Annotated in this window: 17 protein-coding genes; 5 read left to right on the plus strand and 12 right to left on the minus strand. The window is 60.1% G+C overall.

Annotated features, from left to right (window positions below; all coding sequences use genetic code 11):
* On the minus strand, window positions 1-1,115 hold a 1,115-nt coding region (locus GEV05_23150), incomplete at its 3' end, for a 3-deoxy-D-manno-octulosonic acid transferase (protein MPZ46228.1).
* Entirely contained in the window at window positions 1,112-2,095 is a 984-nt protein-coding gene (gene waaC / locus GEV05_23155) for a lipopolysaccharide heptosyltransferase I (GenBank protein MPZ46229.1), read from the minus strand. The genes GEV05_23150 and waaC, both read right to left, overlap by 4 nt.
* Before the next feature lie 469 nt (window positions 2,096-2,564).
* On the opposite strand from waaC, the gene GEV05_23160 reads away from it, so the two are divergent.
* The 3 genes from GEV05_23160 (at window position 2,565) to GEV05_23170 (ending at window position 6,026) form a co-directional block, all read left to right on the plus strand.
* Window positions 2,565-4,271: a hypothetical protein gene (locus GEV05_23160; protein MPZ46230.1), complete on the plus strand. Its 1,707-nt coding sequence runs from the start codon at window positions 2,565-2,567 to the stop codon at window positions 4,269-4,271.
* Between the two features lie 211 nt (window positions 4,272-4,482).
* On the plus strand, window positions 4,483-5,790 hold the full coding sequence (locus GEV05_23165; GenBank protein ID MPZ46231.1) for a class I SAM-dependent methyltransferase: 1,308 nt from the start codon (window positions 4,483-4,485) through the stop codon (window positions 5,788-5,790).
* Between the two features lie 5 nt (window positions 5,791-5,795).
* The gene (locus GEV05_23170; GenBank protein MPZ46232.1) at window positions 5,796-6,026 is read left to right on the plus strand and encodes a hypothetical protein; all 231 of its coding nucleotides are present in this window, start codon (window positions 5,796-5,798) and stop codon (window positions 6,024-6,026) included.
* A gap of 141 nt (window positions 6,027-6,167) precedes the next feature.
* On the opposite strand, the gene GEV05_23175 is transcribed toward GEV05_23170, so the two are convergent.
* The 5 genes from GEV05_23175 to GEV05_23195 form a co-directional block, all read right to left on the minus strand.
* Complete coding sequence (locus GEV05_23175; protein MPZ46233.1) at window positions 6,168-6,380, minus strand: hypothetical protein; 213 nt, start codon at window positions 6,378-6,380, stop codon at window positions 6,168-6,170.
* Between the two features lie 125 nt (window positions 6,381-6,505).
* The gene (locus GEV05_23180; protein MPZ46234.1) at window positions 6,506-7,414 is read right to left on the minus strand and encodes a glycosyltransferase; all 909 of its coding nucleotides are present in this window, start codon (window positions 7,412-7,414) and stop codon (window positions 6,506-6,508) included.
* 27 nt (window positions 7,415-7,441) lie between these two features.
* Window positions 7,442-8,641 carry a glycosyltransferase gene (locus GEV05_23185; GenBank protein ID MPZ46235.1) on the minus strand — a complete coding sequence of 400 codons (1,200 nt, stop codon included), beginning with the start codon at window positions 8,639-8,641 and terminating at the stop codon, window positions 7,442-7,444.
* A 10-nt stretch (window positions 8,642-8,651) separates the two neighbouring features.
* A complete protein-coding gene (locus tag GEV05_23190; protein MPZ46236.1) occupies window positions 8,652-10,004 on the minus strand; it encodes a hypothetical protein in 1,353 nt (450 codons plus the stop codon).
* A 31-nt stretch (window positions 10,005-10,035) separates the two neighbouring features.
* The gene (locus GEV05_23195) at window positions 10,036-10,989 is read right to left on the minus strand and encodes an NAD-dependent epimerase/dehydratase family protein (protein MPZ46237.1); all 954 of its coding nucleotides are present in this window, start codon (window positions 10,987-10,989) and stop codon (window positions 10,036-10,038) included.
* Between the two features lie 705 nt (window positions 10,990-11,694).
* On the opposite strand from GEV05_23195, the gene GEV05_23200 reads away from it, so the two are divergent.
* Both GEV05_23200 and GEV05_23205 read left to right on the plus strand, forming a co-directional pair.
* Window positions 11,695-13,368 carry a sulfatase-like hydrolase/transferase gene (locus GEV05_23200; protein MPZ46238.1) on the plus strand — a complete coding sequence of 558 codons (1,674 nt, stop codon included), beginning with the start codon at window positions 11,695-11,697 and terminating at the stop codon, window positions 13,366-13,368.
* Between the two features lie 301 nt (window positions 13,369-13,669).
* Entirely contained in the window at window positions 13,670-15,259 is a 1,590-nt protein-coding gene (locus tag GEV05_23205) for a hypothetical protein (GenBank protein MPZ46239.1), read from the plus strand.
* Here GEV05_23205 and GEV05_23210 read toward each other — a convergent pair.
* The 5 genes from GEV05_23210 to GEV05_23230 all read right to left on the minus strand — a co-directional run bounded on the left by GEV05_23210 (window position 15,211) and on the right by GEV05_23230 (window position 20,112).
* A complete protein-coding gene (locus GEV05_23210; protein MPZ46240.1) occupies window positions 15,211-16,341 on the minus strand; it encodes a UDP-N-acetylglucosamine 2-epimerase (non-hydrolyzing) in 1,131 nt (376 codons plus the stop codon). The genes GEV05_23205 and GEV05_23210 overlap by 49 nt on opposite strands.
* Window positions 16,326-16,538: a hypothetical protein gene (locus tag GEV05_23215; protein ID MPZ46241.1), complete on the minus strand. Its 213-nt coding sequence runs from the start codon at window positions 16,536-16,538 to the stop codon at window positions 16,326-16,328. The genes GEV05_23210 and GEV05_23215 overlap by 16 nt, the downstream gene beginning before the upstream one ends.
* A 25-nt stretch (window positions 16,539-16,563) precedes the next feature.
* The gene (locus GEV05_23220; GenBank protein MPZ46242.1) at window positions 16,564-17,418 is read right to left on the minus strand and encodes a sugar nucleotide-binding protein; all 855 of its coding nucleotides are present in this window, start codon (window positions 17,416-17,418) and stop codon (window positions 16,564-16,566) included.
* A gap of 418 nt (window positions 17,419-17,836) precedes the next feature.
* Window positions 17,837-19,168, minus strand: a complete 1,332-nt coding sequence (locus GEV05_23225) for a hypothetical protein (protein ID MPZ46243.1) — start codon at window positions 19,166-19,168, stop codon at window positions 17,837-17,839.
* A gap of 5 nt (window positions 19,169-19,173) precedes the next feature.
* Entirely contained in the window at window positions 19,174-20,112 is a 939-nt protein-coding gene (locus tag GEV05_23230; protein ID MPZ46244.1) for a glycosyltransferase, read from the minus strand.
* Window positions 20,113-20,679 lie beyond the last annotated feature (567 nt).

A 20,679-nucleotide genomic window follows, 5' to 3' on the forward strand; every position in this document is an offset into this window, starting at 1 on the left:
GCGTCCGGGACCTGAATGACCCCGCCGGCCGCCATGCCGAGCTCGGCCGCTTCCTGGAAATTGAACATCGACGGCCCGATCAGCACCGGTTTGGCCAGCGCGCAGGCCTCCACCAGGTTGTGCGCGCCGAACGGACGCAGGCTGCCGCCGATGAACGCGACGTCGCAGGCCGCGTAGTAGGCGGCCATCTCGCCCATGCTATCGCCGAGCAGGACACGGGTATGCGCGGCGGGTGACGAGCCGCTGCTGCGACGGACGTGGGCCAAGCCGCGGCGGTCCAGCAATTCAGCCACCTCTGAGAAGCGCTGCGGGTGCCGCGGCACGATGACGACGAGCAGGCCGGGCGTTTCTATCCGGTCGAGCACGTCGAGAAGCAGCGCTTCTTCGCCGTCGCGGGTACTGGCGGCGAGGAACACCGGTCGCGATGTGCCCCAGGTTTGCCGCCACTGCCGGCCTTGGTTTACGAGGTCTGAGTCGGGCGCGATGTCGAACTTGATGTTGCCTGTGACGGCTACGTTGGTCGCGCCCAGGGCTCGGAAGCGTTCGGCATCGGAGTCCGACTGGGCGGCAATGGCGGTGAGCTCGTTGAGCGCCTCGGCTGCGAGCCCGTGCACGCGTGCGTACCCGCGGTAGGACTTCTCCGACAGGCGGGCGTTCACGAGGTACAGGGCAATGCCACGTGCCCGGCAGGCGTGGATGGTGTTCGGCCACACCTCGGTTTCCATGACGAGTCCGAGCGAGGGGCGGAAGTGGTCGAGGAAGCGCCGTATCGCGCCGGGGAAGTCGTACGGCAGGTAGCAGCGCAGGATCCGATCGCCGTACACCTGCTCGCCGGCCGCGCGCCCGGTCGGCGTCATGTGGGTCATCACGATCGGTTTTTCAGGGTAGCAGCGGAGTAAGCGCTCGACGATCGGCTGGGCGGCGCGCGTCTCACCGACCGAGACGGCGTGGATCCATATGCAGTTGCTCAGGGGCGGGGAACCGTAGCGGCCGAGGCGCTCGGCCACGTTGCGGCGGTAGCCTGGCTCCTTGCGGCCTCGCCACCAGAGGCGCAGCAGCACAAAAGGCAGCAGGAGGTAGAGGAGCAGCGTGTAGGCCGGACGTGTACGGATCATGGTTGCCGCACGCCGGGATCGCGGTGCAACGCACCGAGCGCTTCGAGGGCGCCGATGACTTCATCGACGCTCGGAAAGCGTCCCTGGCCACCGAGGTTGGCTGCCGGGGTGGCCGCGCATACGCCGGTGGCTTTCGGGTCGGTCGCGCCGTAGATGCCGACGACCGGGACGCCGAGTGCCGCGGCCAGGTGCGTGAGGCCCGTGTCGACGCCTATGGCGGCAGCAGCGCCGGAAAGGACCGCGGCCAGTTCGGCGAGCCCGAGCGCGGGTGCCACGCAGGCGGACGGAATCGCGACGGCCAGACGTTTCGCGCGTGCGTGTTCTTCCTCGGCTCCCCAGGGCAGCAACAGCGAGTAACCGCGAGCCGCCAGCGGCACGCCGAGCCCGACCCAGCTCGGCTCCGGCCACAGCTTACGAGAATGACTGGTCGCATGCAGCAACACGACATACGGCTTCGACGGCAGCCAGGCTGCGGTCGACGGCATGCAGCGCATGCCGTAGTCGGGCTCGCCTTGCGGCTCATAACCCAGCGCCAGCGCGGTCAGCTCCCGGTTGCGCGCCACCGCGTGCTGGCCCCACGGCACATTGAATGTCTTGTCGTAGAAGAGCCGTAGCGGCTCGCGTGAGCTTTCCCAATCGAGCCCGTAGCGGGTACCGTACGCGAACCGCGCAATGAGTGCGCTCTTGAGCAGACCTTGAGTGTCGATGATGGCGTCGTAGCGTGTGCTGCGAAGGCGGGTGACGAATTCGCCCCATTCGCGTCGGGTGGCACGCGTGAGCCAGGAGCGGCGCCAGCGGCGCAGCTCACAGGGAATGACGGTGCGAACGCCGGGGTGCAGCGCGGGGATAGCCGAGAAGGATCGCTCCACGACCCAGTCGATGGTAATGTCCGGAGATGCACCGCGGATGTCCCCCACGACGGGGAGATTGTGGACCACGTCGCCAAGGGAGGACGTTTTTATGAGCAGAATCGATAGCACGATCTGCGCGTCGCCCGCAATGCGTGTCGCATTCGAGGTCGAATGCGGCTGATAGAATCGCCCGGAAATCTACCCGACATGGAGACGACGTGCTTCGCTATGTAGCGAAAGCTTGTACATGGGTACATTCCGGAGCGCATACTCGTTGAACGTCTTGCCAAGCCGATACACCTCAATTTGGCCGCCGACTTTGCCGCCCTCTTCGGCACATTGCGCAGTAACGTCGCCTTCGACCTTGTGATGCGACAACAGCATGCATTCGCCTTGTTGACGGCGGCGGATATAGCGCGGTCCAGCGGAATTCGGATCCGCTCCTTTTGGGAAGCGCACACCTTGTTCAATAGGCCGATTCTATGGACAAAGAGGACTAACCAGTAAGGGCGTCGTTGAAGGGCTCACCGACGGATCACGTGCCATGAACGCGTTCCCCCGACGGACATCACATTTCGCGAATGGGAACATGTAAGAGATGATCAGGATACCGAAGCAAATCCGTCGGAACGCCCATCCCTTTCTCGTCATCTTCGCGACGCTATACATCGTGTTCGTGTTCTGTCCCGTATACGTTGCAAGAGCGGATCAACACCCGCTCGACGGCACTCTGTTGACTCTGGTCGTTCTGGCCGTTCTTGCGGCATCTACGCTAGCGTGCGCAATACTGTCTCTCTCGAGAGTGGACTACAAATACATCGAGCCCGTTCTCACGGCCACTTTGCTGCTCTTCTTCGTTTTCGCGACCCTCATACCACGACAAGCGGGCATGCTCGACGGCCAAGAGCTGACAGGCAAGGCCCCTCCCAACTGGTACTGGATGAATCTCCTGGCTTGGTTGCTTTTGGTCGTAGTCGCGTGGAAGCTGAGGCGACGGTTGCACTTTGTGGCCGTCCCGATCTTGTTGCTTTGTTGGGGTTACACACTCTATGACCGACACCTTGCTATCTCCGTCATCTCGGTTCCCACGTCGCAAGAGGTTTCTAAGCACAAGCATGATTTGGGAGTGCTGAGCTCGAAGCAGAATGTCGTCGTGCTAGCCGTCGACATGCTGCAGGGCTCCATCGTGGAGAAGGTATTGAAGGAGCACCCGCGTGCGTTGAGCGCGTTCGATGGATTTACCGTCTTCACGAGGGCGCTCACATCCTTCCCCTTCACCAATTTCGCGAAACCGGCCATTCTTTCCGGCAAAACGTATGCAACCCGCGATTCGGGAGCCGTCACGGACCATTGGGCAGCCGCGGAGCAGGACTCTTTCGCGACGGATCTGATGGAACACGGGTATCTAGTCAGGAGTGTTGATTTTCTGTACACCCTCGGAAGGGATGCGCAACTCCTAAGCGCATCTTCATCTGGCTTCTTGGGACAGGACGAAAGGACGCTATCTCACGCTGCGTATGCGTATGGCTTTGCCTTTGCCGCTGGAATCGCCAGGATCATAGGTGTTTGGCCAACGAACCCGTTTTTTGGGCAAGCGACGGATTACATACTCTCGCACAAGTTGCGGTCTGTTGCGGTCGCCCGAGACCTTAGTCAATTGATCAGGCGCGAAGAAGACATTGCGCCCCGGGCCCTGTTCTTCTGGAACTACAGTGCGCACACGCCTGTTGCCCTGGACCGGGAAGGGAAGGTCTCCCCGAAAAGCACCGAGGACGAAGCGGCAATCGAGCAGGAGACCCTTCTCGTCTACGATCAACTGGAATCGCTCTTCGCTTCAATGAAAGATGCAAGCGTATACGACAATTCGCTGATCATCATTGTCAGCGACCATGGGCATCCGCTATTGGCGACAAAAGAGCATCTACGGGAGTTCTCGGGTCTCGAAAATGGGCACGAAAGCGGCGGAAACTATGTCCCGGTGAGCCTGTACAACGCCACGTTGTGGATCAAACCGCCATTTGCGCGAGATCCTGCAATCATTACCGGCGAGCCAGCGTGGAACGGCGACGTCAGGCAAGTAATCAACTCATACCTTGCCGAATTTTCCAACCGAGACCCAAGGACGCTCTTGAGGAGCATCCGATCGGCGAGCCCGGATATCGAGGTTCTGTACTTGAGCCAAGTGCAGGAGAACCCTCAAAACAACTCGAGATCTCACGAGTTTGTAAGAGCACGCTCCCTTGAAGAACTATATGAGGCTTTCGTCGAGCAATCCAAGGAAGAAGCAGTCGAAAGTGCTCCGTGAATGGATCGTCAGGCAACCGGCCCTGTGCGAGGCGAAAGCTGACTCCCTGGGAAAGCGCGTTCGCAAGAATTCGTCGGGAAGTGGAATGTACACTTTGAGAATGCTGACGCGTCCTCGCGCTCCAGTGTCTTGATCTAGTTTCCAGATGCATGTATCGAACATAAGCAAACATCCCGCTTCGTTCAGGGATCCCTCCGGAGTAGTCTACTTCGTGGATGGAGCACTGCATCGCGCCATCGCCGAATCGTACCGGGCGGACTACGATTTGATGATGAGCTCCGGCCTGTATGACGCTCTGATCAAGGAACGTCTCCTGGTGCCGCACGACGAAGCCGAGGTGCCCACGCCGGAAGGGTACGCGTTCGCAATCAAGCCCCGCATCGTGGCGGATATAGCGTACAGCTATGAATGGTGTTTCTCACAACTCAAGGACGCAGCGCTGCTCACACTAGCCGTTCAGGCCATTGCCCTGCGGCACGGCATGACCCTCAAGGACGCAAGCGCCTTCAACGTAGGGTGGCACGAGGGCAGGCCGATTCTCATCGATACCTTATCCCTTGCGGCCTTGAAAAAGGACGCGCCTTGGCAGGCCTACGGCCAATTCTGCATGCACTTTCTTGCCCCATTGTGCTTGATGGCCTACAGGGACCTGCGCCTGCAAAAGCTTCTCCAGAGCCATCTGGACGGAATTCCGCTCGACCTTGCGTCGACCTTGCTTCCAGTCAGGACATGGTTCAGTCTCGGGGCGCTGTTGCACGTCCATTTGCACGGTCGTGCGCGAAGAAGATATGGTTCATCCAGGCGAAAGGTGGAGGCTCGTCTTTCATTCGATGCTCACTGTGGCTTGATAGAAGGCCTGCGCCTCTTTGTCTCGGGATTGCGCACTCCTGTCACATTCACGGAGTGGGGAGACTACTATGGGGATACGAACTACACGGAAGCTCAACTGCAGCAGAAGAAGGACGTGATCAGTGAATGGCTGCGAACCGCCCGACCGTCTTGCGTCTGCGACCTGGGCGCGAATGACGGGACGTTCAGTCGTATCGCCGCCGAATTCGCGGAAAAGGTCATTGCCATCGATATCGACCCGATTGCGGTGGAGAAGAATTATCTGTACTGCAAGCGGCATCGGCTCAATGCGATAGTGCCGGTCGTACAGGACCTGACTCAGCCGAGCCCCCGACTTGGCTGGCAGTTGGAGGAGCGTTCCTCCTTGTTCGAGCGCTTCAAGCCGGAGATGGGCCTTGCGCTAGCGCTGGTGCATCATCTAGCTATCGGCAACAATACACCGTGGGCAAAGATCTTCGCCATGCTGGCCAGCATCGCGCCGAGCTGGATCGTCGAGTTTCCGGACAAGACCGATTCACAAGTCCAAAGGCTGCTGACGAACCGCGAAGATATCTTTTCGCGCTATACGATTGTCGATTTCGAACAAAGCTTGGCGGAGCGGTTCGCAATCCGCGCAGTGTGCAAATTGCAAGGAACCCAACGCACCCTCTATTTCCTTACCCGGAGATGAAGCCGATGAAACGACTTGCCTTGTATCCTTTGGTGCTGTTCGGGCTCTTTTCCTCGCCTGCTCACGCCTATCTTGACCCCGGGGTGGGCAGCATCATATTACAGGCGCTCGCTGCAGCAGCCATCGGCGTTTCCGTTTTCTGGAGAGGCATAGTTCACAAGATCAAGTCCCTCTTCAATAAGAACGGAAAAGCTTCCGGATCAGAAAACACTCCCGACAAGTATGACGGCGCATAAGGATCGGCTGGGCCAGGAATCCGGGCTCTTTCCTTGAAGCGGACGAGCCTGTGAGCTCATGCGCAGTAGCACTTGCTCGGCGAAGATGCTCTGCCGTTTCGGTGGAACACACAACCCAACGGATCAAGGAACGTTCCAGCATCAGCGTGGACCGTCATTCCCCTCCACCTGAGTTGTCTTGTTCCTACCCAACCACTTGTTGAAGTACGCCTTGACCCGCCTGTAATAGAGCGAGATCACGGCAATGCCAGCCGCGACGCCTCCGATGAGGGCTTGCAGGATCATGCTGCCTGTCCCAGGGTCCAAGTAGGCGTAGGCCGGCGTGATCGAGAAAGTCAGGATGGAGAACGCCATGAGAACAGTCGCAGGTCGCATTGGATGATTCGCTGAGTCCGGTTTAGGTGGCCGAATGGCCCACATTTGCGGGGTGATACGCCGTTAGAAGGCGTTGGTCAACTCGGCTGTCCTCGCCGATAGCGTCACGTGGCGGACGAGCGGCGCGTCATCGCACCCTTGATCATCAAAAGGACGTGGCCGAGTGCCTTTCGCGAAACCGCAGCTCTCGGCTCCGCGATCGCCGCCGCGGCGAGGCGCTTGGCCGCCAGCGAAAACCGGCCGGAGCGGCCGTGAATTGCAGCCGAGAGAAGACGCGCATTGGCCCGCATCGAGCGCTGCCATGAGCGAACATCGCTCGGAAGGTCTGCTCTCGCTAGAAACTCTTCGACCATCTTCAATGGCTCTTCGCCTCGTTCGAACGGCACCGCCCGATAGGTCGTTGATTGCGCGTGCATCCGGAACTCCGCGAGCACTTCGGGTATGTGGTAGAAGTCTCCCTTCAAGCCGAGACGCAGAAAGAAGTCGAGATCGGGAATCTGCCTGAGGTCGGAGCGCCAAGGTCCGATCTCCTCGTAGGCACTGCGGCGAAACAAGGCGCCGGGCCCCGGCAAGCAGTGAAGCTCGGCATACAGAGCACGGCGGGAAAAATCCGGCGGGCACACGGTCGTTGTCCGTACCGACCTCTCGTCGATGATGTCGAAGTCAGGGTAGACCAGAGCGGCGTCCGGCCTGGAGGCGAGCTCTTCCGCGCAGCGCCGAACGCCTTGCGGCCGAAGCCTGTCGTCGGCGCTGAGATAGCCGAGGAACTCTCCTTTCCCCATCGACCAGCCCGTCGCCATGGCAGCGCTCTGTCCCGCATTGGGTTGTCGATGCAGCTTCACCCGATCCCCAAACCCGGCCACCAGTTCGGCGGTGCCGTCGGTGGAACCATCATCCACCACGATGATCTCCAGGTTCGGGTAATCCTGAGCGAGCAGACTCTCGACGGCTTCGACCACGTAGTCGGCGGCGTTATAGGCCGGCACGACCATCGTCACTCGAACGGTCGTCAAGCACGTTCTCCCTTCGCTAACCCTTCGTTAACCCTTCGTACCGGCGCCGCGCTTGGCGCTGGAATCGTCTTGCTCGTCAGCTTGGTACCGTCCTCCCGACCGAGGCCGACGTGCGGGCTTCACCCGCAAATTCTCGAAGTGCTTGACCAGATCCTTCACGATCGCCGGCCATGCGTAGTTCCACATCACGTACGCCCGGAGCCGCTCACCCGCCGCAGGCAAGGACGCACGGCGAGCCAGCATGGCTCTGAGGCCTTCGCGCAGCCCTTCGACGCTCGCCGGCACGACCTCGCCTCCGCCGATCGCGGCCACCTCATCGAAGCCGCAGCGGTCGGTCAGCAGCACCGGCGTACCGAGAATTCCCGCCTCCAGAGCGACGAGTGACATGGCCTCGGCGCGCGATGGAACGACGAGCAACAGGGCTCGCCGATAGGCTTCGGTCCGCCCGTCTTCCCCGAGGTGACCGGTAAAGCGTACGCGGCCAGACAGACCGTGCGCCTCGATCGCCGAAACGAGGCGCGACTGCATCCCGAAGTCCGGACCGGCCAGTACGAGCTCGACGTCGGGGTGCTCGGCCGCCACACTCGAAAACGCTTCCACCAGCAGGTCGGGTCCCTTGACCTCGGCCAAGCGACCTACAAACAGGACGACAGGCCTGCGTGCCTGCGATTCCGCGTCCTGCGGCGTTGTCGGCTCCTCGACCCCATTTGGGACGACGACTACGGTGTCGGCAGCCAGGCCGAAGCGCTCCATGATCTGCCGGCGCTCGAGCGCGGTGATCGCGATGAGAAGGCCAGCATTGCGAATCATCCGCTGCCCGAACAGCCGGTGAAACGCGCGGGCGATCGGCCGTGGATTCTCGAGGCCGATGAATTCACCGGCGGCGCTGAGCGCATAGGGCTTGCCGAGCCATGTAGCGGTCAAAGTCGTCGCTACGGAAAGGAGGTTCCAGTAGCCGAGAACGTGAATGACGTCTGCATTCGCGACCAGGCGTACCAGACTGGACAGTCTGAGCAGCGGAATCGAAAAACGCAGCCGGTAGGAGCGGAATACATGGACCGCAATGCCTTGGCTGCGCATCGTGTCCGCCAGATCTCCATCCTGCATCGCCAGGACCTCGCAGCGGTGGCCTTGTCGACGAAGGTGATCGGCCAAGCGCCGGGTCCTTTCCGCAGTTCCCCCGCCGAGACGCGAGTCGAGCGATATCGTGGTCAGAAGTATGTTCATCTCGATCCCGCTAGTCTGGCGCCGATGCGCGGACTGAGAGCGCCCGCCGCACTCCTACGAGCGACGGGTCCAGGTGGAAGCGGTTGCGCACGCGAAGCACGAAAGCGACGACTTGGAGCACGTTGCCGACCGCCGCGCCGGCGGCCAGGCCAAAAACCCCGCCATAAGCGAGGCCGACGACACAGAGAGCGACAGTGGCGATACTGGTGAGCAAGGTGATCGTGAAGGCGCGCCGCTGGTCTCCCCAGACCATCAAGAGGACGCCAGCCGAACCCCCGCAAGCATGCAGCACATTGCCCAGCCCGAGGATCAGCGTGAGCCCGTAGGCGTTCTTGTATTCGTCGTTCCAAGCGGAGATCAGCCCATAGCCCGCAATGGCGAAGCCGGCATAGAGAAGAGCGGCTAGCCCCGCGCTGACAAGAACCAGCTTGCGAAGCATTTCCCGCAGGAGCTCGGTGTTTTCCTTCGCGCGTGCCTCCACGCCGAGCGGCGCGAAGGCGGCATTAGCGATCGCCAAGGGTATGACCAACAGCGCCGAAAAGCGTAGTGCTATGCCGTACTGCGCGACATCGCTCATCGTCCCCAGGGCGCTCAGCAGAAAGAGATCGACATGCGCAACGGCGAATAGCGTCAGCGTGGTGAAAAGGTTGGGCAAGGTGTGGCGGACAAGGCTGCCGATATTCGCCGTTCGCCTGGCGGGCACCCTCCAGCGCCACACCGCTCGGCCGACCAGAGCCAACCCCGTCATCGCGCCGACCGTCCAGCCGGTCAGCCCCGCGGCCAGCACGGCGCGCAGTGTCGTATCGCCTCCACGCAAGAAAACGAGGACCAGAAAACCGGCGGTGAAGAGACTTCCAAGCGCCGCCAGGTTTGCTGCAGCCCTGATTGCATGAACCGAGCGCAGGGTCTCGACCAAGATGGTGGTAAGGCTGGATAGCGGCACGGTGAGGGCCAGGATCGGCACGATCGCCGCCCAACTGTCCCTGTTGGTCGCGTCGACCGCTCCCAAAAGATTCGGCAGCCATAGCATGGCCAGTATCGCTGCAGATGAGCTCACCAGAAGGCAGATGAGAACGATGCGGACGATCAGCTGACGGGCGCGTCCGAAGTCGTTTTCTGCGGTCGATTCGTTTACAGTCGCGGGAATCGTCGATGGCAGCCCGAGCTGCCCCAGCGTCGCCAGTCCGGCGATGACGAGCTGCGCGAGGAAGAACTTACCGACCGAATTCTGATCCAGCGAAAGCGGGAGCAGGATGGAAGTCGCCACGCCCGATGCGACCACCGCACCTCGGCTGAACAGTGCCGCGGTTCCCGCCCTGCGGAAAGTCGGCGCCGCGAGGACGTTCAGGTCGCCATTGCTCATAGCAAACGGGCGGCTTCGACACGCCGCAGTATCACGATATAGCTCCGTTCTCGTCACCGGCGAGTAGCCGCGCGTAAGCGCCGAGGCGGTCGCGGAAATGGACTGATGTGACGCCCAGGCGCAGCCCCCGCTCTGACGAAAAGCGTCTATTGACGGCACCGGTCGGAAGCCCGCGCGCCTTGAGAGCCAAACGAAGGCAGACGCGCGGAAGCACGGGGACGCTTTTCAGCGACGCGCGGCCGAACGCTTCCGCCAAGCGATCCTGAACATAGGCGAAGTTGTTGTCCGGGTCAGAGTCTTCCGTCACCAGGATCACCTGCGAACCGAGCGGCGCCTCGGTAAGCGCGGCGCGGAGGAGCGCATCGGCGACGGTCTCTACGCTGACCAGGTGCATACGCCTGTCCCCATAGAGAGCACGGCGCAAAGCAAGCTTCCAGCCAGGGGCATGCCGCATCTCCTCGGCGAAGCTGACGACGTTGCGCCCGCCAGCGCCGAACACTGCGCCGAGCCTCAATACCACCGTTTCCGGAAAAGCCGCCGCCAGGATCCCTTCCGCTGCCAAGTGCTCCGCTTCGTAGGCTGTCCGTGGCCGAGGCGGCGTTTCTTCATCGACACAATCAACATCGGCCCCCGAATACACATCTATGCTGCTCGCGTGCACGCAACGGCGGATGCCAGCCCTCTCGAAGATGGGCTGCAGGCGCTGCAGCATCTCGGGATACCAGCCGCTGCCGTCGGGACGCAGCAGATTGATCAGCACATCGTGGCGGTCGAGAGCTGCCCGGACATCGTTGACATCCTCCAGATCGACCCCGCTCGAGCTCACAGCCGCCGCTGCAAGCCAGGCTGGCGTCGAACGGTGAACGAGGAATGTGACCCGTCCGCTGACCTCCTTCGGGCAACGCGCAACGAGTGCCCGGCCGACAAAGCCGGTCCCGCCGAGAACGGCGACGCACGGCGCCTCGGTGGAATTGTAGTTTTCCATTGCAACCTTGCCTACTAGCAACAGCGCGCTCTTTCCGTGTGGCTGTAACACCTGGACCAGCGAGGCGCATTGCTCGAGTCGAATGCCTTTGCACGTTGGGAATGAATACCGCGTCCCGTCCCCCGCGCAGATGAGCACGACCGAAACGGGGACTGAAAGCCTCCCCCAAGCGGGACGCAAAAACCGCAATCATATCCTCGGACGCGGGTTCGCGTTTCCTTTCCGACGGCGCGACCCACACACGACTCACATCCAACGCAACGCAGGCCGATTGCCGCTGCTTCGGTTTCGAGGCCGCCCGCCGGACCCTCCAGCCTCATGGTCGCGTTCCAGGAACACAGCAGGGGGAAGCTCGTCTTCAAATGATATGCTCTGTGGAAAAGATAAGAGCAATGTCGCGAATCGCATGAGAGGACCGTGGTCGACTCGTGGCCCGACAAGCAGCTTGTAGTCCCGGACCTTGCAGTACAAGGATACGCAGTTTGCACAACGATTTTGCCGCACTCCATGGTTTGCACCAAAACCGCGACGCACGAGAACGCAGGCCCAAGTTAGCTTCATTGATTGTGAGCTTACAGCCGACGCACAGTCGGCGGCTTTGCATGTTCCATAGCGCTGCCGCAAGAGCTGGATCGGTCGCTAGAGCACGACTTGAATCCGGCGGTCTCAAAGGTGTATGGGGTTTGCGTGGGGTGGACTGTCCCGATGTCGCTTGACCGCACGTTGCTCTTGTTGACCCCAGCGTTGCTTTTCATATCGCCACTGATCTCAGGCTTCGCTGAACTCAAGGTTCCGCTGTTTCGCGAACCGTCGCTCCTTTTCGTTGGCGGCATCGTCCTCTTGGGCCTCGCGATAGGATGCGCGGCGGCTCTCGCATATCGACCGGGCAATCGGCTCGGAAAGCCGCGTATGGCCGTTTGTCTGCTGATACTGGCCAGTGTCCTGCTGATGACGTTCGATCTGGCAGCACAAGGTCACCGAGCGCTTGAATCTCTGCCCATGGGCGAGCAGCGGTCTATCAAGCTCATTGCAATCTCGAGCCTGTTTACGACGGTCTTTGCCTTTCTTTGGCTCGTTCGGACGCATGTTGCGAAGATCATCTTCACGGGAGCCTTCGCTTTCTTCCTTGCCAGCGCCGCCGTGACCTTCTCCTTGCCGACCGACAACGCCGAGACAAGCGCCGTCACGCAAACCAAAGGACAGCGGCCTGTCATTCATTTGATCTTCGATGAGCTGACCGGACCCGAGGCCATCGACGCGTCCTTGTCTGGCGGACCGGAGACTTACCACAAGATGCGAACGGTCTTTGAACGGCACGGCTTTCGATTGTACGGAAACGTTTACAGCCGCCATGCAGTGACGGTCAAGGCGCTTCCGAGCATGTTGAATTTCGACTTTTCGGATAACCGCAGTTATGGCTTCAATTCGATCTACACAACGAATCCCGAAAAGCCGTCACTGACCAAGAACCGACTTTTCGAGCTGATGCGTTCTGGTGGACGGACAATTACGGTCCACCAGACGTCGCATCTCGACTTCTGCTCCTCGGGCGAAGTCGAAGTATGTCGAACTTTTTCGTCCTTTAACCCATTGGGCGAACATGTCCCAAAACTCCAGTCAACGCGCGAGGTCACGTTTGCACTGCTTCAGAAGGCATTCGCAGAAAGCTATGTCGTCACAAACTATCTGAAGCTGGTGAAGCCATTGCTTCTGGAAGTGAGCACCGCCGAGAAGCCCTATCACTACGATGTTCATTCTTTTCCTTCGTGGTTCGAGACTTTCGCGTCGGACGTTCTCACAGGCGAACCTGCAGGACGATACATATTCGCGCACTTTTTGATGCCGCATGCTCCCTATGTTTACGACAAGGCTTGTCGCCTACGCGAGCGCTGGTTCCTGCCCTGGTTCCTGGCGGAACGGCACAATCTCGAGGGACAGGATCTGGAGCAGGCCAGGCGAGAAAACTATGCGCACTATTTCGAACAGACCCAGTGCCTGCTCTCAACGATCGACGGTTTTCTTACACAGCTCGATTCCGACACTCGCTTTGCGGACGCATTCATTCTCATCCACGGAGATCACGGTGCACGTTTGTCCGCGCGCAGGCACGCCGAGGGGCTTACCACGCGCGACATGATCGATAACTATCCCACCCTGTTCGCCGTCAAGGGGCCCGGAATCGCGCTGGGGTACGATCTGCGCAAAGTGTCTTTGCAGCGGCTCGTGGCCGAACTTTTCCACCCCGCTTCGACAACGTCGGCAGAACCGGACGATGGCAGTGTCGCCGTAGACTCAACGACCGAAGGCGTCGTGGTCGCTCGGCACATGCCCAGCTACCGTTATGGCTCGGACATGGGCCGGGCAACCGCCCCCCCCTAGGGCGGCCTCTAATTCAAGAGTACCGCGCTATACTCGGGCCTGGCAGTTGCTTGCCGCCGTTCTGCCCATCCGGTTGGGACGCCTCGCCGCTCCGGCGCGAGCAGGTCTGTAAGTTCTATGCGTCTCGATTCGGCAGCGTACCTTCTAGGATCGCCACTCTCCACGTTTGACGCTTCGAGCTTACAACATCAATACCTGCACAACGAGTCTCAACGAATTCCGGTGGGCTCGGTTTGCGTGAAGTTGGCGACACCGAGCGCGCGGAAAAGGTGTTTGGAGCTATGTGATCGGAATGGGACACGTGTCGCGCATTTCGCCCGCGCAGTCAGTCTTCACGCTCCTGCTGGCGTTAGTGTTTTTTGTCGTGCTCGCCGCTGCGATTACGCCCTTCTATCCCGGAAGCGCCCCGTCCATCTTGACGTTTCTCTTTGCGGGAAGCGCGATGCTCGCAACGGCAACCGCCTCCCCGCCATCGATTTTCGTCCTTACAGTTTCACTATTCCTGTTTGTCGGGTTCGTCGGAAAGGCACTATTTCATTTCACGTTCGGCGTTCCACTGATCGAGCCCACCGGTGAGTTCACGACTCAATGGGATCGTGCTCTAGACTTCGCGAGCAGCGGGCTCGCGGGGGTAACCGCGGCCACGCTGACAGCCAAAGTCTTCCCGAGCTTCCTCCGGATCAGACAAGCACATGGGACTGCTTTGGTTTCCAACGTCGTCGTTGCGGGCTTGATCTGCGTGACAAGCGTTGGGCTGGTTTCGTATTGGGTCAACTACGAGTTCCACATCCTGCGCATCGGCTTCCCGCTTGGGGTCGACATCCATCCGCGTCTTTATGCCCTCCTGTCGTTCACCATCACCTGGGGGGCTATTTTCGGTGCGCTGACGCTCATCCTTTGGGCGATCGAGATCAGAAATTGGGGATACCAGTATCTCTGGTACGTTGCGGCGGCACTGGGCTTTTTCGCGGCAGTGACGATGGCGAGCCGAATACAGTTCCTGTTGTATCTATTGGCAGCTACTTGGGTCATGGTCTGGCGTTGGCGCCAGGTCAGAAGCTGGTGGCAAGTTGCGCTCGCCGTTTGCGTCGCCGTCGTGCTTTTCGGTGCTGCCCTGCTGATCGTCAGTCTCGAACGAACCTACGACTTCGTGCTGTCACCAGGGGAGAAGGCGGCGGTGGTGCAGGCGGAGAGCGCGGCCACTGCTACACAGTCTGCCGAGAGCGGGCGGTCAAATTACGATGGCGTCACCCTTACCGAAAAAGCGGAGGCAATATCGGCACATCGGGTGACCCATCTGATTGGGGAATTAAAGAATCTAGTCGTGATGCGCTGGATCGGTCTCGAAGGCGTTATGACGACGGCTGCCGAGCCGGAGCGGCTTGGTGCAAGCCTTTTTTGGGCTGGATTGAAGGAGGATCCAGCCGCCGGCGCCCAGTCCATCTACCAGAAGATGTCAGGCGATCGTTATGGAAGGGTCGAACACTTCACCTTCCTGACCGTGCCCGGCCCGATCGGGATAGGTAGCTACTCGGGATCGCAGGCGGTCATCTTCTTTCTCTCGCTGGGGCTGGTCCTCGCCGGTCACGCGCTCGAGTGGTTGGCTGCGCGCTTGACGGGTAACCTCGCTGCCGCTTCGGTGGCAGGCGTCTCTCTCGCCTATCTCGTCGTACAGATGTGCTTCCCGTGGACGTTGCTCATCTATGCGATTGAATTAGGGCTGGTGATCGTCGCGGTCAGCGTGACCTGGTCGTTGGTGAATCGGATCCGCTGGGCTCCGGGTTACACCTCTGCCCAGCGAGACGCTTCTGTTGAATTCCGGGGGGCGGAGGCCGTCGTAGATCAATCGAGTTGCTTGCGCCAAACACGTCGGTTGACGAAGTCTGTGTAGCTCAGGACGATGCGCAAGACCTTGTCGGAGACGTTGTCGGGCGCGTAGTCGACCGGCAGGCGGAGCGCGCGGTCCGGACCGCGGGGTTGGGTTTCCAGGATGCGCAGACCGTCGAGCACCCGCTCCAGGTCGAGGCCCACCATCATGACCGATGCTTCCTCGAAGCCCTCGGGCCGCTCGTGAACCTCGCGCAGGTTTAGTGCGTGGAAATTCAGGATCGCACTTTCCTCGGTGATGGTGCCGCTGTCGGAAAGAACGGCACGCGCAGAGGTCTGCAACCGGACATAATCGAGGAAGCCGAACGGCTTTTCGAATCGCACGCGCTCATGGCGGGCGGCGCCCAGCGCGGCAATGCGCTTGCGCGTTCGCGGGTGCGTCGAGACAATAACTGGCTCGGCGAAGCGCTCGGCGAGCGCGTTCAGGATGTCGACGAGCTTCCTGAGCCGTTCCGGCGGGTCGACGTTCTCCTCGCGATGCGCGCTGACGAGGAAATAGCGGCCCTGCTCCAGACCTAGCCGCGCGAGCGTGTCGGCGGCCTCGATTCCGTTCAGGTAATACTCCAGCACCTCGCGCATCGGGCTTCCCGTGACAATGACCTGGTCCGGCGGCAGCCCTTCCCGCAGCAGATAGTCGCGGGCAATCTGGCTATAGGTGAGATTAATGTCCGACACGTGATCGACGAGGCGGCGGTTGATCTCCTCGGGGACCCGGAAATCAAAGCAGCGGTTCCCGGCCTCCATGTGGAAGATCGGGATCTTGCGCCGCTTCGCCGCGATGACGGCAAGGCAACTATTGGTGTCGCCGAGCAGGAGCAGCGCGTCGGGACGATAGCGCTCCAGGGCCTTGTCAGCTGCGATGATGACCTTGCCGATCGTTTCCGCGCCGCTTTCGCCGGCGGCTTCGAGAAAGAGGTCGGGCGCGCGGATGCCGAGCTGGGAAAAGAAGACCTCGTTCAGCTCATAGTCGTAGTTCTGACCGGTATGGACGAGCGTGTGCTCGAAATGGCGATCGAACTTCTCGATGATACGGGACAGCCGGATGATTTCCGGCCGCGTCCCGACGATCGTCATGACCTTAAGCATGGAGGGGCCTCGCGCACGTGGTCGATGCGGAACATGACTCGGTCATCCCTCAGCAGGTTTTGCATGCGTTTCTGCCTGATCTCCTCGCGACTGAAGCCGCGTACCTCTTCGAACTCTGACTTGAGGAAGCGGTGGAGCACGGCATTGCCGAACGTGCCAGTGCCGCCGGTGACGAGAAGTGTCTTGTCGGAGAGCATCGACGTTCAGGCGGTATTTAACTCGTCAGCCGAAGTCGCGCATAGCACGAACGAGATCGTGCCATCCGGGGGCCACATAGCCCGTCGCAGCCCGGAAACGGTCAGAGTTGAGCGACCGATCGATCACGAGCTCGTCGTCGGGCACTATGTCGATGGATTTGCCGTAGACCTTCGCCACTATCGTGAGCAGGTCATATTTGCTGATGGGCTCGGCCGATACGTGGTAAAGGCCGTGCAGTTCGGGATGCGGAAGCACGAAGTCACGGATGACGCGCGCAAGCTCCATGGTCGGCAGGCCGGAGAAAACGGCGCGGGAATAACCTTTGATGCGGTGTTCCTGCGAGAGGAACCAGTCAATCAGGCCGCGCGCGCTGCTCAACTCACGCCCGATGATAGAGGTTCTCAGCGTGATGGCGTTCTCGTCGTCGACCTCGCCGAGCAGCTTGCTTCTGCCGTAGAGGTCGTATGCGTCCGGACGATCGTTCTCGACATAGCCGCCCCGACTTCCGTCGAACACGCAATCGGTGCTGATATGGACGAGCCGCGCACCGGCGAGACGGCAGAGGCGCACCAACCGGTGAGGAAGCACCGCGTTCAGGGAAATGGCGGCCAGCGCGTCGTTCGACTCGGCCAATTGTTTCACCAAGCCGACGCAGTTTATGACTGCATCGGGCCGAACTTGCCCGAAAAGGCCGCTCAATGCGTCGAACTTCTCGACATCGACGTTCGTAATCAGATTGGAGCGCAGTTGTTCCGGAAAGTACCGATGCGACGCGCTCGAGCGCGTCGAGCCCCACACCGCGAATTTGGGACTTTGCGCGAACAGGCGCATCACCGCATTGCCGAGCATGCCCGAAGCACCCAGCACCAACACTCGCATCTTACTGACCTGAGTCGTCATTGGTGCAACCATCTATATCGGCCGTAGACCGCGCTCCATGACCAAGGCATCCCCGAAATCCGGTCAACTCCAACACTCTTGTTGGATGAGGCGCGGATATGTCGCGAAGCTTCACGTTGCTCCAGATTCCTAGCTCGTCGGCTTGCTTGGCAGCCACCATTGAATCAAATCGAGGCACCGCACCCGAAACGGACCACTTTGCGTTATAAAAAAGGTCCAGGTCGGAACTCGGCCGTCGAGGGTATTGGATGCTGCCCCGAAAAGCAACGGCAGCTGACATCTTCGACTTCACTCCCTCTTTCAAAGCCATCGAACCCCAAACCATTACGCTGGGACGACAAAATCTCGGGAGAAGCCTGGTCCGCTACTGAATGGCGGATCTCGCCGCCGAAACAATCTAACGACGTGGCATGAAGAACCGCGAAAGGCTCCATTTGGGATACACCAATTTCAGCGCCACAGCAGGAGCGAGCATGAAGAAAGCGACAGTCGTCTCGCCCGACTGGAATATTTGGTTGTTTCCAGGGATATAGAAAAATAGGACCAGCATCATTGGCAGCATACCCATCCATACGATACTGCCGGATTTGAAAGCGGCTCCCCAGCTCAGACCCAGCAGAAATCCGAACGCCGCCATGCAAGGCAGCGCGCCCAAATAGCCGACATCTGACGCCAGCCACGGGTATATGGAGTGCCAAAGACCGTACATCGGCCATCCCCACTGGGCATCGAGCAGCGCTGGCAAGGAGGCCGACGTAAAAAAGTCGGTATGCAGCAGTCGGTCGAAGTTCCGCGCCACGAACATAGAATGGCCCGCGCCGAGCGTGCTCTGATGCTCGTAGTTGAAGGTCAGAGCCATGGCTTGATAGCCTTGGCCCAGGTAGCGCGCCAAGGACTCGATGGTCATCTGCGCCGGTTCAGGCATCCAGTACGTCAGCCAGTAGTTCTGGTCGGCAACGAGTTTCAGGCGGCCGAAGTAGTAGACTCCGTCCGGATGCGCTCCGCCAATGCGTTGAATTTGCGTCCCGGCGAAGAAGACGAGAAGGACCAGTGCCGCGGCGACCACAACGCCAACGCTTATGCATAGCTTCCGCAGTGACGGCATAGGGCGGCGCCCCCATGCCAGCACCAGAAAAAAGGGAAGCAGCGCCACGATGTCTGCTAGACCCTTGTTCTGCCCCCGGCCAATAAAGATCAGGAGGTAGAATGTTATCGACGACACGGCCGCAGCTCGGACGAACCGTCCGGCTCTCCGCCAGAAAGCAACGGTAAGCGGTAGTTGAGCCGACAATAGCGGATACGCAAACATTCTGACGTACTCGAAGAAAACGAAGGGCCCACCATCCGCTGTTTCGCGTAAGCCTGCTGAATACACCGCGCCTAGATTTGAAAGGCTGGCCAGGACATTCGGAAAAAAATCGCCTGTTCTAGCGAGGCTGGTGGGAACGGTCAAAGCGACTGAAGCCGCTGTCGAAACCCGCAGCCAAAAGATGCCCTTCCGGATCCGTTCTTCTTCCGTCTCTTGAGCGACCCGGCCAAGCGCTGGCCGGGATGCAACATAACCCAGAAAAACAACAACGTTTGCAGCGGCGAGATAGATTGCGATCTCTGCCGGGTTCGGGACTATCCACGGCCAAGGGCCGAAGAAGAACAGGAGGGCTACTACGGTCAGATACGTTTCGAAGAAGATGATAGGGATAAGCCACCGCCGGACCAACGAGCGATCCACTTGTTTTACGCCTTTCGCGATCCGATCCAGCGGAAGCGGCTGGCGGCCATACGAACGGGTTTGCTCACCACTGTGCGCACCAAAGCGGCCTTCAGGCTCAAGCCACGCAGTGGCGGATGAAGCTGTTGAGCAGTCCGGTAGTGACGAAGGCCAGCCGCAAACGCTCCAGAGCGGAAAGCGTTTCTCGCCCTGACGATATGCGCTTTTGCGTAGGCTTCGTCTTTTCGCGGCAGTAGGTCCCTTGCACGCTCGGATGCGAAGAAGGCGTCGAGCACATCAAGGTATTCCTTTGTAGCCGCATCAGAAACCTCCCGGTAGGAAGTGGCACCAGTGTGCAGTCGGTACTTGGCGAGAGGACGTTCGTCGAAGTGGAAGCGGCCCTTCGATGAAAGCCTGATCCAGAAATCTCGATCGGGTGCCAGCTTGTAAGTCGGATTCCATCCGCCAACTTCCAGGAATGCGCTCCGGCGAAAAACGGCGCCGGGGCCGATGCGGCATTCTTGATCGACCACCGTTCGCTCGAGGTCAAAAGGGGCGCACACGGCGCGCTTGATTACCGTCCCATAGCTGTCGATCAGGTCCGAGTTGGGATAGGCACAGACAACGCCCTCATCCGCTTCGAGAGCCTGCACCATCGCAGAAATACAGTTCGGCTCCAAGATATCGTCAGCGCTCAAGTATGCCAGGTACCTGCCGGTTGCCGCGTTCCAGCCTTGGTTGAGGGTTTGGGCCTGGCCCATATTCTGATGACGATAGGTACGTACCTGCCCAGCATAGCGCTCCAGGACCATCGGCGTGTCGTCAGTGGATCCATCGTCGATCACTAGATAGTCGATATTCGGGTAGTCCTGTGCGAGAACGCTATCGGTTGCCTGCCCCAGATACGAGGCCAGATTGAAAGCTGGGGTGACCAGCGACACGACGGGACTGGAGTTCACGATCATGATCCTGCTGAAGTCGTTTAGAGTGGTTCTCCGACAGAGTAGGCGGCTTGCCCCTGCACAGACGGGGGCAACTTCGCCAAGACCTCCGAGACCTTAGCGTATCACCGCGACGCCTTTCACGAGGCGTTCCGCACCTTTATTATAGGTCGTGGAGTTGCGGCGCCAGATTGTAGCAACCTCGAGACCCGTACCCGTATCGCCCGAGATCAACGCGAAGGGTTCTCGAAGAGGCATCCCTAGGAACTCGTGCTCGCCATCAACGGCTACCGCCTCAACGGGCACACACCTGCTCAGGCGTTGCGAGGCGCTGGGACTCGATCACTGAACCTACGATACGAGAGCCGAGGCAATTACGAGCAATCACCGAACCGAGCAGATCGATATCGCCCAGAAACCAACTGGACTGCCTTCCTGCTCCGAAGACGGGGTGTCCTGGTACTGAACTTGTACAATCTCGCAAACAAAAGCGCTTGAATTCAAATGCTCGAGCGAACAAGGTCGCACAGTACATGGCGGATTGTCTCCCTGGGCCGTACGCAGCGGTGTAGCCGCAGTCCTGCTCTTATA

Source organism: Betaproteobacteria bacterium (genome assembly GCA_009377585.1).
In the GTDB taxonomy this organism is placed as follows: Bacteria; Pseudomonadota; Gammaproteobacteria; order Burkholderiales; family WYBJ01; genus WYBJ01.